At 73.8% G+C, this 13,215-nt stretch carries 16 protein-coding genes; 6 read left to right on the top strand and 10 right to left on the bottom strand.

Features of this window, described 5'->3' with window-relative positions:
• The first annotated feature begins 177 nt into the window (after window positions 1–177).
• Together ACFVHO_RS36405 and ACFVHO_RS36400 are read left to right on the top strand one after the other, a co-directional pair.
• Window positions 178–909, top strand: coding sequence for a transcriptional regulator (locus ACFVHO_RS36405; RefSeq protein ID WP_385724514.1), 732 nt, complete (start codon window positions 178–180; stop codon window positions 907–909).
• A 19-nt stretch (window positions 910–928) separates the two neighbouring features.
• Window positions 929–1,897 carry a threo-3-hydroxy-L-aspartate ammonia-lyase gene (locus ACFVHO_RS36400; RefSeq protein ID WP_385724512.1) on the top strand — a complete coding sequence of 323 codons (969 nt, stop codon included), beginning with the start codon at window positions 929–931 and terminating at the stop codon, window positions 1,895–1,897.
• An 80-nt stretch (window positions 1,898–1,977) separates the two neighbouring features.
• Here ACFVHO_RS36400 and ACFVHO_RS36395 read toward each other — a convergent pair whose 3' ends face one another.
• Together ACFVHO_RS36395 and ACFVHO_RS36390 are read right to left on the bottom strand one after the other, a co-directional pair.
• On the bottom strand, window positions 1,978–2,667 hold the full coding sequence (locus ACFVHO_RS36395; protein WP_385724510.1) for a histone deacetylase: 690 nt from the start codon (window positions 2,665–2,667) through the stop codon (window positions 1,978–1,980).
• Window positions 2,664–3,287: a TetR/AcrR family transcriptional regulator gene (locus ACFVHO_RS36390; protein ID WP_385724507.1), complete on the bottom strand. Its 624-nt coding sequence runs from the start codon at window positions 3,285–3,287 to the stop codon at window positions 2,664–2,666. The genes ACFVHO_RS36395 and ACFVHO_RS36390 overlap by 4 nt, the downstream gene beginning before the upstream one ends.
• 221 nt (window positions 3,288–3,508) lie before the next feature.
• On the opposite strand from ACFVHO_RS36390, the gene ACFVHO_RS36385 reads away from it, so the two are divergent.
• Window positions 3,509–3,754: a DUF2630 family protein gene (locus ACFVHO_RS36385; protein ID WP_385724506.1), complete on the top strand. Its 246-nt coding sequence runs from the start codon at window positions 3,509–3,511 to the stop codon at window positions 3,752–3,754.
• 25 nt (window positions 3,755–3,779) lie between these two features.
• Here the strand turns inward: ACFVHO_RS36385 and ACFVHO_RS36380 are convergent, their stop codons facing one another.
• The 5 genes from ACFVHO_RS36380 to ACFVHO_RS36360 form a co-directional block, all read right to left on the bottom strand.
• Window positions 3,780–4,490: an HAD family hydrolase gene (locus ACFVHO_RS36380; RefSeq protein WP_385724504.1), complete on the bottom strand. Its 711-nt coding sequence runs from the start codon at window positions 4,488–4,490 to the stop codon at window positions 3,780–3,782.
• 66 nt (window positions 4,491–4,556) lie between these two features.
• Window positions 4,557–5,258 (bottom strand): phosphatase PAP2 family protein, encoded by a 702-nt coding sequence (locus ACFVHO_RS36375; RefSeq protein WP_385724501.1) that lies wholly within the window; start codon window positions 5,256–5,258, stop codon window positions 4,557–4,559.
• A gap of 57 nt (window positions 5,259–5,315) precedes the next feature.
• Window positions 5,316–6,248, bottom strand: a complete 933-nt coding sequence (locus ACFVHO_RS36370) for a M56 family metallopeptidase (protein WP_385724498.1) — start codon at window positions 6,246–6,248, stop codon at window positions 5,316–5,318.
• A 123-nt stretch (window positions 6,249–6,371) separates the two neighbouring features.
• Window positions 6,372–6,947 carry a DUF5134 domain-containing protein gene (locus ACFVHO_RS36365; protein ID WP_385724495.1) on the bottom strand — a complete coding sequence of 192 codons (576 nt, stop codon included), beginning with the start codon at window positions 6,945–6,947 and terminating at the stop codon, window positions 6,372–6,374.
• Between the two features lie 177 nt (window positions 6,948–7,124).
• The gene (locus ACFVHO_RS36360; RefSeq protein WP_385724492.1) at window positions 7,125–7,511 is read right to left on the bottom strand and encodes a VOC family protein; all 387 of its coding nucleotides are present in this window, start codon (window positions 7,509–7,511) and stop codon (window positions 7,125–7,127) included.
• Between the two features lie 135 nt (window positions 7,512–7,646).
• Between ACFVHO_RS36360 and ACFVHO_RS36355 the strand changes: the two genes are divergently transcribed.
• Window positions 7,647–8,201, top strand: coding sequence for a GNAT family N-acetyltransferase (locus tag ACFVHO_RS36355; RefSeq protein WP_385724489.1), 555 nt, complete (start codon window positions 7,647–7,649; stop codon window positions 8,199–8,201).
• A 40-nt stretch (window positions 8,202–8,241) separates the two neighbouring features.
• Here ACFVHO_RS36355 and ACFVHO_RS36350 read toward each other — a convergent pair whose 3' ends face one another.
• The 3 genes from ACFVHO_RS36350 to ACFVHO_RS36340 all read right to left on the bottom strand — a co-directional run bounded on the left by ACFVHO_RS36350 (window position 8,242) and on the right by ACFVHO_RS36340 (window position 10,622).
• Entirely contained in the window at window positions 8,242–8,925 is a 684-nt protein-coding gene (locus ACFVHO_RS36350; RefSeq protein WP_289954139.1) for a glycerophosphodiester phosphodiesterase family protein, read from the bottom strand.
• Window positions 8,926–9,204: 279 nt separating this feature from the next.
• Complete coding sequence (locus ACFVHO_RS36345; protein WP_385724487.1) at window positions 9,205–9,840, bottom strand: helix-turn-helix transcriptional regulator; 636 nt, start codon at window positions 9,838–9,840, stop codon at window positions 9,205–9,207.
• A 62-nt stretch (window positions 9,841–9,902) separates the two neighbouring features.
• Window positions 9,903–10,622: a lysophospholipid acyltransferase family protein gene (locus tag ACFVHO_RS36340; RefSeq protein WP_385724484.1), complete on the bottom strand. Its 720-nt coding sequence runs from the start codon at window positions 10,620–10,622 to the stop codon at window positions 9,903–9,905.
• A 247-nt stretch (window positions 10,623–10,869) separates the two neighbouring features.
• On the opposite strand from ACFVHO_RS36340, the gene ACFVHO_RS36335 reads away from it, so the two are divergent.
• Both ACFVHO_RS36335 and ACFVHO_RS36330 read left to right on the top strand, forming a co-directional pair.
• Window positions 10,870–12,006, top strand: coding sequence for an LLM class flavin-dependent oxidoreductase (locus ACFVHO_RS36335; RefSeq protein ID WP_385724482.1), 1,137 nt, complete (start codon window positions 10,870–10,872; stop codon window positions 12,004–12,006).
• Window position 12,007: 1 nt separating this feature from the next.
• A complete protein-coding gene (locus ACFVHO_RS36330; RefSeq protein WP_385724479.1) occupies window positions 12,008–13,213 on the top strand; it encodes an alpha/beta hydrolase in 1,206 nt (401 codons plus the stop codon).
• Window positions 13,214–13,215: the final 2 nt, after the last annotated feature.

Genomic DNA, 13,215 nt, shown 5'->3' with positions numbered 1-13,215 from the left:
GGCCGGGGGCCCTTGGCGTCACGGCTCGCCCGGCCGGCCTCCGGCGGTGATCGGCATCTGGAATTTTCGTCCAAGGCATGTACATTGTGTCCAGGCGTCCGGGTCGCAGGGCCGGGACCGCGGTCACGCCTGGGAAGTACGAGGAGCACGAGAAGCGCGAGGAGCAAGAGGACCGAGATGAGCGCCGCGGACAGCCCCAAAGACGCCGGTTCCCCCCGGGATCACGAGCGGGACGCGATCCTCGCCGCGCTCGTCCCCGTCGCCGACGGCATCGCCGCCACCTTCGGCTCGCTGTGCGAAGTGGTCGTCCACGACTACCGGCGGCCGGAGGAGTCCGTCGTGTCGATCGCCGGGTCCGTGACCGGGCGCAGCGTCGGCGGCGCCATGAGCGAGATCGGGATGGGCATGCTCGCCCGCGGCGACGAGGCGCGCGACGAGCTGAACTATCTGACCCGCACTCAGGACGGCAAGCTGGTCAAGTCGTCCACGATGCTGCTGCGCGACAGCGGCGGCGCGGTGTTCGGCGCGCTGTGCGTCAACCTCGACATCACCGCCGTCCAGCAGGTGGGCTCGCTCATCGGTGAACTCGCCGGTGTGGCGGTCCCCGCGGAGGTGCCGACGACCACCTTCGGCGACTCCGCCGAGGTGATCGACGCCGTCGTGGGGTCCGTCGTCGACGCCTATCAGCTCAAGCGCAGCCGCCCGTGGGGCGAGCTCGACCGCGCCGAACGCGTCGAGCTGTTCCGGGGGCTCGACGAGCGCGGCGTCTTCGCGGTCCGGCGCGCGGTGCCCCAGGTGGCGGAGCGCCTCGGCATCTCCCGTGCCTCCGCGTACAGCTACCTCGCCAAGGCCCGGGCCCAGGAGCCCCCGAAGGACGGGCCCGACACCGCACCGGGGGCATCCGCATGACGAGACAGGGAGCAACCGCATGACCAGCACACCCCCGGTCACCCTCGACGACGTCCGCGACGCGGCGGCCCGGCTCAAGGGCGTCGCGCACCGCACCCCCGTGCTGCGCTCGCGCACCCTCGACGCCCGAGTCGGCGCCGAGGTGTTCCTCAAGTGCGAGAACCAGCAGCGCGTCGGCGCCTTCAAGTTCCGCGGCGCCTACAACGCCGTGTCCCGGCTCTCGCCGGAGCAACTGGCCAAGGGCATCGCGTCGTTCTCCTCCGGCAACCACGCCCAGGCCGTCGCCCTCGCCGCCCGCGAACTGGGCAGCGGCGCCGTCATCGTCATGCCAGAGGACACCCCGGCCTCCAAGCGCGCGGCGGCCGAGGGGTACGGCGCGGAGATCGTCACGTACGACCGCTACACCGGCGACCGGGAGGCCATCGGCGCGACCCTGGCCGCCGAGCGCGGCCTCGCCCTGATCCCGCCGTACGAGCACCCGCACATCATCGCGGGACAGGGTACGGCCGCCCTCGAACTCGTCGAGGAGGTCGGCGAGTTGGACCTGCTGCTCGTGCCGGTCGGCGGTGGCGGGCTGATCGCGGGCAGCGCCACCGCCGTGAAGGGCCTCAGTGACGGCGTCCGCGTGGTCGGCGTCGAGCCGGAGGCGGGCGACGACACCAAGCGTTCGCTCGCGGCCGGACACCGGGTGACGATCCCCGTGCCGCGCACCATCGCCGACGGCCAAGCAGCCGAGATCCCGGGCGAGTTGACGTTCTCCATCAACCGGCGGCTCGTCGACGACATCGCCCTCGTCTCCGACGACGACATCCGGGACGCCATGCGGTTCGCCTTCGAACGCCTGAAGACCGTCCTGGAGCCGAGCGGCGCCACGGCCCTCGCCGCCGCCCTCAGCGGCCGCGTCGACCGCGTGCCGCCCCGCGTCGGCATCATCCTCTCCGGCGGCAACGTCGACGCCCGGCGCTTCGCGGAGATCTGCGGCACCTGACCGGACCGGGCCCCGGGCAGGGCGACAGGAGCGGGCCCAGGCGGGCGCCGCGTGAGTCATGCCGCGCCCCGGCCGGGCGGTCACCCGCGCAGCAGCTCCGCGACCCGCTCGGCCGTCCACCGCCCCGCCGCCCCCGGGCACGCCGCGAGATACCCGGCCACAGCGGCCCCGTCCCACGCGTCCGCCTCCAGGAGCCCGGCGGCCAGCTGCCGGAGATAGCCCTCGGAGGGGGCGTTGAGGGGCACGTCCCCCAGCGCCCACGGCGCGGTGAACGTGAGCACCGGAAGGCCGTCCAGGGTGCCCGGGCACACCAGCGTCTCGTAGCGCCCCTCACCGAGGCGGGCCCGGCCGTGGCGCAGTGCCGGGGCCAGGTCGGGGCCCGTCCCCGGCGCCCGGTACATCTCCTGCGCCGCGATGTCGCGGAACTGCTCCGCCGTCACCAGATGGGCGCGCGCGTACACCCGCCCCGGGGCGTCGGGGTCGTAGAACGCCCGGCCGCCCGACCAGAGCGCGGACTCGGTCGCGAAGTACACGACGCCCCGCAGCTCCACCGGCACCGACGCCCGCGGCGGCCGCGGGTCCCGGCAGCCGGGCGAGGCCAGGGCGGCGCCCGGGGGCCGGCCGCCCTCGATGTAGTGCATCAGGCGGTCCCGCCGCGTGTTGGAGCCGTAGGCCGCGTACCAGACCAGCTCCGGCACGACCGCCGCCGCCCGCTCCCCGCCGTCCTCGGGCGCCCTCGCCCCGGCCCGGATCACCCGTACGCGGCTCACGTCTTGAACGACCCCTCGGGCGGCTCGTCGCCCGGCGGGACGCCGCGCTTCCAGTCCAGGTCGTACCGCTGGAACAGCTCGGCGCGCAGCACGTCGAACGGCATCGGCGCGCCCGGGATGAGCAGCGCGAACACCGCGCCCATCAGCAGGGCGCGCAGCATGCGGTAGTCCGTCTCGGCCTCCGGCGACCCGTGCCGGGACACCGCTTCGCGCAGCAGGAAGGCGAGGCGCTGCTGCTCGGGGCACTGCACGAACCCCTCGGCCTGGAGGATGCCGGCCATGTGCGTGCGCATCAGCATCGGCTGGTCGCGGGCGAGGCCCAGGATCGCGTCGATGGCGCGGGCGAGCAGCTCGTCCCCGTCCTCCGTGCGCGGCTCCCGCTCGAGCGCCGCCTGCAGCGTCCGATGCATCAGGCGGTGCACGGCCGACTGCAGGAGCTGCCGCTTCCCCGGGAAGTAGTACGACACCAGGCCGCGTGCCGAACCGGCCCGGTCGGCTATGTCGCCGAGGGTCGTGGCCTCGTAACCACGCTCACCGACCAGCTCCACCGTCGCCTGCAGAAGCCGCTCGCGGGAACGTCGCCGCAACTCTTCATTGACCGATGGGCTACGCGGGGACATCCTGTAACTCCTGCGTTGACTGGCTCACAGCCAATATACTCAGGACGACCCGGCCCTGGCCGTCATGGGCCGGTGCGGTCTGGGGCAGGCAACACCGCGGGGGAGTGTTGCCTGCCCTTGGGCAGCCTGGGGCCCCGGCCGTCGCGCGCCCGTCCGCGCTCTTCTCGCGGATCCGGCTCCGCCTCCTTACAGTGGGCCGGGGGCCGAGGAGGCGCTTGGACATGGACCAACAGCAAATTCTGGCGCGGATCAGCGAGATGGTCGACGCCGAGAAGACCCTGCGGGAATCGCTCGCGTCCGGAGCGATCGACGAGACGACGGAGCGGGCCCGCCTGGGTGTCCTGGAACGGGAACTCGACCAGTGCTGGGACCTGCTGCGCAGGCGGCGGGCCAAGGAAGAGTTCGGCGGCGACCCCGACACGGTGCGGCCGCGCCCGGTGGCGCAGGTCGAGAACTACCAGTCCTGACGGCGAGGGCGGTGGACCCCCGGCCTCAGCGTGCGCCCGTGCCCTCGACGAGCCCGAGCACGGGCCGCAGCCCGTCGGGCCGACGAGCCACCGGCAGATGGTCCACGAAGTGCACCGCACAGCCCAGCGCGGCCGCACCCGCGTCCGCACGCCGGTCGTCGCCCACCATCAGCGTGTCCTCCGGAGCCACTCCGAGCCCGGCGCAGGCCTGCGCAAAGAGCCGCGCGTCCGGCTTCGGCACGCCATGCTCGTACGACAGGACGTACGCGTCGACGTAAGGGTCGAGTCCGTGCGCCCGGAAGACGGGCCGCAGGTCCCAGCCGATGTTGCTGACGACCCCCACGCGCACGCCCAGCGCCCGCAGCCCCCGCAGGACCTCCAGCGCGTCGTCGTAGGGCCGCCACGCCTCCGGCGTCAGGTGCCGCTCGTAGAGCGCGTCGTAGAGGGCGGGATCCGGCAGCTCCACGGTGCGGGCGATGCCTGTGTACGCCGCCCGGTGCAGCTCCGCGCTCTGGTCGCGCCGGGGCCACAGGTCCGCGAGGTGCTCCGGTACGTCGACCGTCGGTGAGCCGCCCGGCAGCGCGCCCGCGCGGTCGAGCGCCGCCGCGAGCCGCGCCACCTCCTCCTCCGGCAGCGTCAGCCCGCTCGCGGCCAGGGTGCCGCGCAGCCAGGAATCGGTGGACTCGATGCGGAACAGCGTCCCGGAGAAGTCGAAGAGCACGCCCTTGATTGCCATGGCAACGATCCTCCGGGACCGGGCGAACGAGGGTCAAGGACGCACCGAGCGGCGCGGGAGACGGGGTCAGGGCCGCTCGGCGCGGTCCGGGCGCTGCTCCTCGGGCACGAAGCGCTCGTACACCGTCACGGCCACCGCCACCGTGAGCCCCCCGAGCAGCGTGCCCTCGACGACGTCGGACGCCCAGTGGACGCCGAGCCACACCCGGGTGAACCCCACGCCCACCACGGACACCACGGCGACGGCGAGCCCCGCACGCCACACCAGGGCCCCGGCGCCGTACAGCCGCAGCAGCCACAGCATCAGAAGGCACACCACGGTCGCGGTCATCGCGTGCCCGGAGGGGAACGCCGCGTAGCGCGCGGAGTCCACCGGGTCCGGCCACTGGGGCCGCTCCCGCCCCACCGCGGCCTTCAGCCCCTGCTGCACCAGCGTGCCCACCAGGCTGGTCGCCGCGAGCCAGCCCGCCAACCACCAGGCGCGCCGCGCCACCAGCCAGAGCACGACAACGGTCACAAGCGCGCGCATCGTCCACGGGTCCCACACCCAGTCCGTCAGGATGCGCGCGGTCCGCGTCAGGCCCGAGTGCCCGACCGCCCAGCGGTGGGTGGTCCGCGCGATGTCGTCGTCCAGGCCGAGCAGCGGATGCCACTCGGCGGCGACGAGGACGAGCAGCAGCACGGACGGGACGGCGAGGAACAGGGCGGCGCGCGGGGCGCGGATGGCGCGCCGGGCTGCTCCGGGGGGTGCGGGCGGTGCGGAAGGCATGCGTTGATCCTGGCCGATGGAGGGCGGCGGCGCCCAACCGGGGCGTGAAGTGCCGGACTAACCGAGGGCGCGGAGCGCCGGGACGAACGCCACGAGCAGGGGGACGACCGGCACCAGCGCCGCGGCCGCCGTCAGCCGCAGCCGCCGCCCGGCCGTGAGCCGGGGCCGGGCCGAGAGCAGCCGGTGCACGCGCTGCGGCACATGCGCCTGCGGGGTCGGGCAGGGCCCGAACACGCCCCGCTCCTCGTTGAGTTCGACCAGGGCGAGGGCGATGGTGAGCCGCCCGAAGCGGCGCGAGGCCACGTCGTCGGCGGCCAGTTCCACGATCCTGTGCATCTCGTCGCGGAACGCGGCGAACACCGGGACCTGCGGGAAGCCCGCGGCCAGCGCGCCCGAGCAGTGCAGCAGCCAGTCGTGCCTGGCCTGCGCGTGGCCCTGCTCGTGGGCGAGCACCGCGTCCAGCTGACGGCCCTTCAGGCGGCGCAACGCGGCCGTGGTGATGACCAGTTGAGGTGCGGCGCCGGGCAGCCACCAGGCGTCGGGCCGCTCGCCCTCAAGGACCACGAGCCGGTCGGCGCCGGGCTCCTCGCCGGGCAACAGCGGTGCCCGCACGACGAGTTCGGCACGACGCTTGGTGCGCCGGGTGCGGGCCCGGGCGATCTCCCGGGTGAGCATCGCGGCGGTCCACACGCCGCCGCACGCGAGCGCCACCGCCGTCACGGCCGCCCACGGGGTCGGTCCGAGCGCGTACGCCTCCACGACGCCGCGCGGCGCGGGCGCGAACAGGTGCCCGCGCACCGCCTGCCAGGCGGACGCCGCACTGAACGTCATCGAAAGGGCGCAGCACAGCAGGACACCCGCCACCACGCACTGCCAAGCCCACAGCGCGACCACCGGTTCGCGCTCCACCCAGTCGGCCCTCGCGAGCAGTCTGGGGGCGACGACGGCGGTCAGCGCGGCAAGGAGCAACAGCGCGACGGGGACCATCATGGGTCAACCCTATGAGGGCCGCGCCACGCGGGGGTATGGGCAGCCACCGCAAGTGACGTACGCCACGACGGAATCAGGTGTCACGGGCCCCTGCGGCGTGTCCCGCCCGGGGCGCGAGGCTCCTCACGACATCAGCACCAGCATCGCCAGCATCCCCATGCTCATCGCGAGGCGGCACACCCGCACCAGCTCCGGCCGGTCGGCCCACCCCCCGGGCCCGCCGCCCCCGCCCGCGACCCCCTCGCCCCCGGCGACCACCGCCCCCACCGGCGCGAGGCGCGCCCCCGAGAGCAGGACGTGGCCGGCGAAGTAGAGGAGCAGCGCGCCCGTCACCAGCGGCACGCCCGCGCCGCCGTGACCGGCGTGGCCGCCCGGCGCCGCCACCATCGCCACGGACATGTACACCATGGCGAGCGCGCCCACGACATGGTGCAGATGGCGCGGTGCGCGCCGCGCGGGCCACGCCGTCCACAGGCCGGCGGCGGCGAACACCGCCGCGTACCCGATCCACACGCCGCGCGGCGGTTGCACCACCGTGGCGGGCAGGGCCATCACCGCCATGCCGAACCCCATCAGCGCCTCACCGCCCGCCGTGCGCCGCTGTTCCTCGACGCGGCTGCGCATCCGCAGCAGGCAGTAGGCGCCGCTCCCCGCACAGAGCGTCACGAGCAGCCAGCTCGCCGACCCCGGTCCGTGCACCTGAGCACCTCCTCGATCGACGTCACGCCGTCGTCGGGTCGATGCCCGGCTCCGGGGCGGCGTACGGGAGCGCATGGAGGTACGGCGGGAGCACGTCGGGGGCGCGGGTCGCCGCCCGAGCGCGCTTGTGGGGGCAAGGGAAGCGGGGGAGGTGAAGGGAGGAGGCGCGGGGTGTCCTCAGGGGCGGTAGCGCAGCGGATGGTCCTCCGGGATCTCCACGACCGCGATCCGGGTGCCGTCCGGGTCCGCGATCCACATCTCGATCAGGCCCCACGGCTCCCGCACCGGCGGGCGCAGGATCTCGACGCCGCGTGCCGAGAGTTCCTCGTGGGCGGCCGTCACGTCGGCGACCTGGAGCCACAGCCGGACGGCGGGGGACCTGGGTGCGTCGGAGCGGCCGGACAGTTCGAGGAAGCCACCGCCGAGGAAGTAGACCGTGCCGCGTTCCGAGCCCGTGCGGAACTCGCGGTACACCGCCAGGCCCAGGTCGCGGCCGTAGAACGTGCGGGAGCGTTCGAGGTCGGTGGGGGTCAGGAGGATCCTGCTGCTGAGTACGTGCACCATGCTTGCGCACGCTAGTGCCGGGTTACCCTCGGCGGTGCGCGCGGTGGTGCGGGAGTGGCGCCGCCGCCGTACGGAAACCCGTCGCAGCCGGGGCCCGGCACGCGCCGCGGCTCCGGAGATCGGAGACACGCGCCCATGCACACCGCACCGCGCCCCAGGACCCACGGCGACCCGACGTTCCGGGACGCCACCGTGGACGACGTCGACGCGCTGGTCGCGCTCATCGAGTCGGCGTACCGCGGGGACGACAGCCGGGCCGGGTGGACGACGGAGGCGGACATCCTCGAGGGCCAGCGCACCGACCCCGAGGGTGTCGTCGCGGTCATCGAGAAGCCCGGGAGCAAGCTGCTCGCCGTCGAGATCGAGGGCCGTGTCGTCGCCTGCTGCCAGCTGGAACACCGGGGCGAGCACGTCTACTTCGGGATGTTCGCGGTCAGCCCGACGCTCCAGGGCGCGGGCCTCGGCAAGGTGATCATGGCGGAGGCGGAGCGGATCGCGCGCGAGGCGTGGGGGGCGCGCGAGATGCACATGACCGTGATCTCGGTGCGCGACGAACTCATCGCCTGGTACGAGCGGCGCGGCTACCGCCGTACGGGAAAGATGAGCCCCTTCCCGTACGGCGACGAGCGCTTCGGCGTCCCGCAGCGCGACGACCTGCAGTTCGAGCTGTTGGTGAAGGAGATCGGCTGAGCGGTGCCCCGGCACGCGGGGCGGGTGCGTGCGCGGGCCGTCAGGCGGTGAAGCGGCCCGTGCGTTTGATTTCCGGGTAGTCCGTCGTGGCGCCGTCCAGTTGCAGCGCGCGCACCAGGCGCAGGTCGTCCTGGGTGTTCACGACCCAGCCGATGATCCGCAGGTCGGCCTTGCGCGCGTGCTCCACGATCTCCAGCGTGAGGCGCCGGATGTTCAGCACGAGGGTGGTGGCGCCCACCGCGGTGGCGCGCTCCACGACGTCCGTGCCGTAGCGGCTGGCCACGAGCGCGGTCCGCACGCCGGGGACGAGCCGGGCGATCTCGGCGATCGCCTCGTCGTGGAAGGAGAGCACTTCCACCCGGCCGGTCAGATCGCGCGCGTGCATGACGTCGGCGAGCGCGCGGGCCGCCGCGACATCCTTGATCTCGGCCTGCAGCGGCGCCTTGACGGCGTCCAGGACCTCTTCGAAGACGGGGATCCGCTCGCCCTTGCCCGCGTCCAGGTCGCGCAGCTCGGCCAGGGTCTTGTCGGCGATGGCGCCCCGGCCGTCGGTGGTGCGGCCCACGTCCGCGTCGTGCATGACGACGAGGGCGCCGTCCTTGCTGAGGTGCAGGTCGAGTTCGATGATGTCGAGGCCCGCGGCTTGGGCGGCGACGAACGAACGCAGGGTGTTCTCGGGTTCGACACCCATGACACCGCGATGACCGATGGTGAGGAAGTTCAAGGTTCACTCGCTTCCGTCGACGGCGGCTCGGCTCCGCGCGGCTCGGCGGCTCATGACCACGCGGCAAGGCGCAGCCTAATGGCCCGCCTCCGCGATGGGACCGTCCCTGCGCGGCGGAGTGGAGTCGTCCGGTCTGGTTCCGACGATCCCCAGGATGAGTCCGGTGATGAGGGCGGCGACAAGTACGGCGCGGGTGCTCAAGGGTTCGCGGCCTCTCTCGGGCGGAGTCGGCTGACCCGGCCCGTCCTACCCCCGCGGAGCCCTTGATCGCGAGCGGTCTCACCCGTGGGTGGGCGCGTCGTCCGGGCGTTGACCAGGGCCGTCTCCCGGAGCCTCCGGGAGGCCGTCGAGGTCGGTCAGGAGTGCCTCGGCCAGCTCGAGTTCGCCCTCCAGGTGGCGGGCGCTCCAGCGCAGCGCGATCTGCGGATGGCTCCAGCCCTCGACGCCCTCGGCATGCGCCAGGGCGCCCTGGACCTGCGCCAGTTCGTCCCGGGTGTGCGCGATGTGCTCGTCCACCAGGGCGCGCAGCCGGGCCGGTTCGGTGAGGTGGCCGAGCCAGACCCGCAGCAGCAGCGGATGCTTGAGCACCGGCGGCCCGGCGTCCTGCCCGCCCGCCGCCCAGCCCGCGAGCGCCGCCCGGCCCGCGTCCGTGATGGCGTACGCCCGTCTCGTACGCGGCTCCTCCGGGCCCGACCGGCGCGAGGAGGCGTACCCCAGCGCCTCCAGGCGGCGCAGCTCGGCGTAGATCTGGCTGATGGCCGGTGACCAGTAGAAGAAGCGCAGCGAGGAGTCGGCCCACTTCTTCAGCTCGTAGCCGGTCCGCTCGCCGGGGAAGGACAGCAGCCCGAGCACGGCCCACGCGGTCGGCGGCAGCGGGGCGGGCGGGGGGCTCGGGGTCGGGAGCGGGGCTGCCATGGGCCGCATTGAAGTGAACGGGCCGGTGTGCGCGCAAGGGTCCGCCCGCGAGCCTTTGGGGCTCAGTGCGTTCGCGGGGCCGCCGCCTGCTCGGCGAGGGTCTTCGTGTGTGCCTCCGCCTTCGCGTCCACCGCGTACTGGTCCACGTACTCCTGGCCGGACAGGACCAGGATCGCGTACATGATCTCGTCCGTGACGGCCCGCAGCGCGGCGCGCTGGTCCTGCATGCCCGCGTAGCGGGAGAAGTCGAGCGGCTCGCCGAAGCGCAGCGTCAGGGGCACGATGCTCGGCACCCTGCGCCCCGCGGGCTGCGCCTCGAACGTGCCGATGATCGCGCAGGGGACCACGGGCGCACCCGTTCGGAGTGCCATCGCCGCCACTCCCACCCGGCCCTTGTACAGGCGGCCGTCGTGCGAGCGCGTGCCCTCGGGGAAGATCCCGAGCAGCCCGCCGCCGCGCAGCACCGCGAGCCCCGACTCGACCCCCGCGCGCCCGGCCCCGTTCCCGGACCGGTCCACCGGGATCGCCCCGATGCCCCGGAAGAACGCGGCGGCCAGGCGGCCCCTGAGCCCCTTGCCGGTGAAGTACTCCATCTTCGCGAGGAAGTTGATGCGCCGTCTCAGCGTCACCCCCAGCAGGAACTGGTCGCAGAACGACTGGTGGTTGCCCGCGACGATCGCCCCGCCCGCGGCGGGCACGTGTGCGAGCCCCTCGATCCGCGGCCGGAACAGCCACCGCAGCAGCGGGACCAGCGCGACGCACTTGAACAAGCGGTAGAACATGCCTGTGACACCCCTCCTTGGCCGCCCCCGCGCCGGGGAACGCTAGTGGCCTCACGGGGTTTGAGGGAGAACGCGTAATCAGCCACACTTGGCGCCTCATGTCAGCTATGTCTGGCGTGAGTTGAGCGCTTCGGCCGCTTCTCCCGCCGCCCTTGTCGTGCCCCTTGCCTCTTCAAGATCTGACGACTAGTCATATGACTGTTTGAAACATGCGAGCGTCCCGGAGGTCCGACTCCCTGGAGGCAACGTGCAGTTCTCCGTCATCTTCGAAGCGCAACTCGCCGATCCGACCGTGGACCGCGAGCACCGGCTCCTCCACGACTGCGTCGAACAGGCCGTCCTGGCCGAGGAGATGGGGTTCGACCGCGTCTGGGCGGTCGAGCACCACTCCCTGAAGTGGTACGCGCACATGTCCGCACCGGAGGTCTTCCTGACCTGGGTGGCCGCACGCACTCGCACCATCCGCGTCGGGCACGGCGTCGTCTGCATGCCGTTCAACTTCAACCACCCCGCGCGCGTCGCCGAGCGGGCCGCCATGCTCGACCTGCTCTCCGGCGGACGGCTCGACCTGGGCGCGGGCCGCGGCGGCACGGCGCAGGAGACCTCGCTGTGCGGGGTCGACCCGGACCGCACGGCGCAGGAGGTCGAGGAGGCGCTGCGCGTCGTCGCCAAGGCCTGGGAGCGCGACGAGCTGGAACACCACGGCCCGCTGCTCGACATCGGGCCCCACCCGATCCTGCCGCGCCCCGCGCAGACCCCGCACCCGCCGCTGTTCCTCGCGTGCTCCAGGGCCGAGACCCTGGAGCGGGCGGCCGGGCTCGGCGTCGGCGCGCTGGTGATGGGCTTCGCGGGGCCCGAGTCGATCGCCGGGATGCGGCGCGTGTACGACGACGCCGTCGCGGCGCGTACGCCGGACCACTTCGTGTCGAGCGTCGTCAACGACCACTTCGCCGTGCTCTGCCCGACCATCGTGCTCGACGACGGCGCGGAGGCCAGGCGCGTGGGCCTGCGCGGCCAGCGGTTCTTCGCGCAGTCCATCGCGCACTGGTACGGCGGCGCGGGGCTGCCCGACGAGGCGGTGGTCGACGGCGCCGACGAGGCGGCCGCGCTGCGCACCGCGGGCGAGCAGGTCGTGGCACGCCTGAACGAGCAGGACATCCCCGTACGCCCGTCCGCCACCGCCGTGTTCCGCGCCGACCACGCCTACGGCACCGCGGCCGACGCCATCGCCTACGTGGAGCGGCTGCGGGCGGCCGGGGCGGACGAGGTGATGTGCCTGGTCCAGATGGGCACGGTGCCGCAGGAGGCGTGCCTGGAGACGCTGCGGCAGTGGGGCAGGACGGTCATTCCGCACTTTCGTCCCCGGCATGGGAAGGCAGCCTGAGATGGCATCTGATGCGGCACGCTTCGGTGAGGAACGTTCCGGTGCGGCAGTTCCCGGCGCGACAGCTTCCGATGCGGCACGGGGCCGCGCGGCACGTTCCGGCGCGGTCGGCGGTGCCGGGGAGGCCGCCGGGCCGCCCCCGCCCGCCCTCGTCCCCCTAGCCGCCGAGGCCCGGCCCCTCGTGGCCGCGCTCACCGCGCTCTTCCCCGACATCGGCGGTGCCGTCACCGACGCGGCCGAGGCGCGCCGCGTCCTGGCCGCCGCGCCCGCGTCACCGTTCCCGCCGCCGCGGGTCGGTTCGGTGTCCGACCGGTTCGTCCCGGGGCCGTCCGGGGCGCCGGACCTCCACGTGCGGTGCTACCTGCCCGAGGCCGTCCCCGGCCGGGGAACGGCGGAGGCGGCCGGGCCCCGCCCCACCGTCGTCTTCTTCCACGGCGGCGGCTGGTCCCTGTGCAGCGTGGACACCCACGACGCGACCGCGCGCGGCCTGTGCCGGGAGGCGCGCGCCGCCGTGGTCTCCGTGGACTACCGCCTCGCCCCGGAGGACCCGTTCCCGGCGGCCGTCGACGACGCGTACGCCGCCGTCCTGTGGGCCGCCGCGCACCGCGCCGAACTCGGCGGCGAGGACGGCCCGTTGGTGCTCGCGGGCGACAGCGCGGGCGGCAACCTCGCGGCCGTGTCCGCGCTCACGGCCCGCGACCGGGGTGGCCCGTCGCCGGCGCTGCAAGTGCTGATCTATCCGGCGGTGGACGCGCGTGACCGCGGCGGCTCGGAGGACTCGGAGGACTCGGAGGACTCGGAGGACTCGGAGGACTCGGAGGACATGGACACCAGCTTCCTCACCCCCGCCCACAGCCGCTGGTTCCGCGAGCAGTACCTGGGCGCGTTCCTGCGCGCGGGCGGCGACCCGAAGGACCCGCGCGTCTCGCCGCTCCTCGCCGCCGACCTCTCCGGCCTGCCGCCCGCCGTCGTCGTCACCGCGGGCCACGACCCCCTGTGCGCGCAGGGCAGGGCCTACGCGGCGCGGCTGAGAGAAGCCGGGGTCCCCGTCGTCGAGGGGCACTTCCCGGCCATGTTCCACGGGTTCTTCGGCTTCCCGGAGCTCCTCGCGGATGCCCGCGCCGCTCAGGAAACAGTGAGAGATGCGATCGTCTCGACGGTGGGAGACAGGAAAAACAGCGGCATCACCGGGGGTGGGGCAGGATAATT

This window comes from Streptomyces sp. NPDC127108 (assembly GCF_042677545.1).
GTDB lineage: Bacteria > Actinomycetota > Actinomycetes > Streptomycetales > Streptomycetaceae > Streptomyces.
Note: the sequence above shows the minus strand (reverse complement) of the source record. Positions and strands in the feature narration are given on the sequence as shown.

What these genes read in the sequence shown, in the direction of transcription:
- ACFVHO_RS36405 (WP_385724514.1), top strand. Translation starts at nt 178, where the DNA reads ATGAGCGCCGCGGACAGCCCCAAAGACGCCGGTTCCCCCCGGGATCAC.
- ACFVHO_RS36400 (WP_385724512.1), top strand. Translation starts at nt 929, where the DNA reads ATGACCAGCACACCCCCGGTCACCCTCGACGACGTCCGCGACGCGGCG.
- ACFVHO_RS36390 (WP_385724507.1), bottom strand. Translation starts at nt 3,287, where the DNA reads ATGTCCCCGCGTAGCCCATCGGTCAATGAAGAGTTGCGGCGACGTTCC.
- ACFVHO_RS36385 (WP_385724506.1), top strand. Translation starts at nt 3,509, where the DNA reads ATGGACCAACAGCAAATTCTGGCGCGGATCAGCGAGATGGTCGACGCC.
- ACFVHO_RS36380 (WP_385724504.1), bottom strand. Translation starts at nt 4,490, where the DNA reads ATGGCAATCAAGGGCGTGCTCTTCGACTTCTCCGGGACGCTGTTCCGC.
- ACFVHO_RS36375 (WP_385724501.1), bottom strand. Translation starts at nt 5,258, where the DNA reads ATGCCTTCCGCACCGCCCGCACCCCCCGGAGCAGCCCGGCGCGCCATC.
- ACFVHO_RS36370 (WP_385724498.1), bottom strand. Translation starts at nt 6,248, where the DNA reads ATGATGGTCCCCGTCGCGCTGTTGCTCCTTGCCGCGCTGACCGCCGTC.
- ACFVHO_RS36360 (WP_385724492.1), bottom strand. Translation starts at nt 7,511, where the DNA reads ATGGTGCACGTACTCAGCAGCAGGATCCTCCTGACCCCCACCGACCTC.
- ACFVHO_RS36355 (WP_385724489.1), top strand. Translation starts at nt 7,647, where the DNA reads ATGCACACCGCACCGCGCCCCAGGACCCACGGCGACCCGACGTTCCGG.
- ACFVHO_RS36345 (WP_385724487.1), bottom strand. Translation starts at nt 9,840, where the DNA reads ATGGCAGCCCCGCTCCCGACCCCGAGCCCCCCGCCCGCCCCGCTGCCG.
- ACFVHO_RS36340 (WP_385724484.1), bottom strand. Translation starts at nt 10,622, where the DNA reads ATGTTCTACCGCTTGTTCAAGTGCGTCGCGCTGGTCCCGCTGCTGCGG.
- ACFVHO_RS36330 (WP_385724479.1), top strand. Translation starts at nt 12,008, where the DNA reads ATGGCATCTGATGCGGCACGCTTCGGTGAGGAACGTTCCGGTGCGGCA.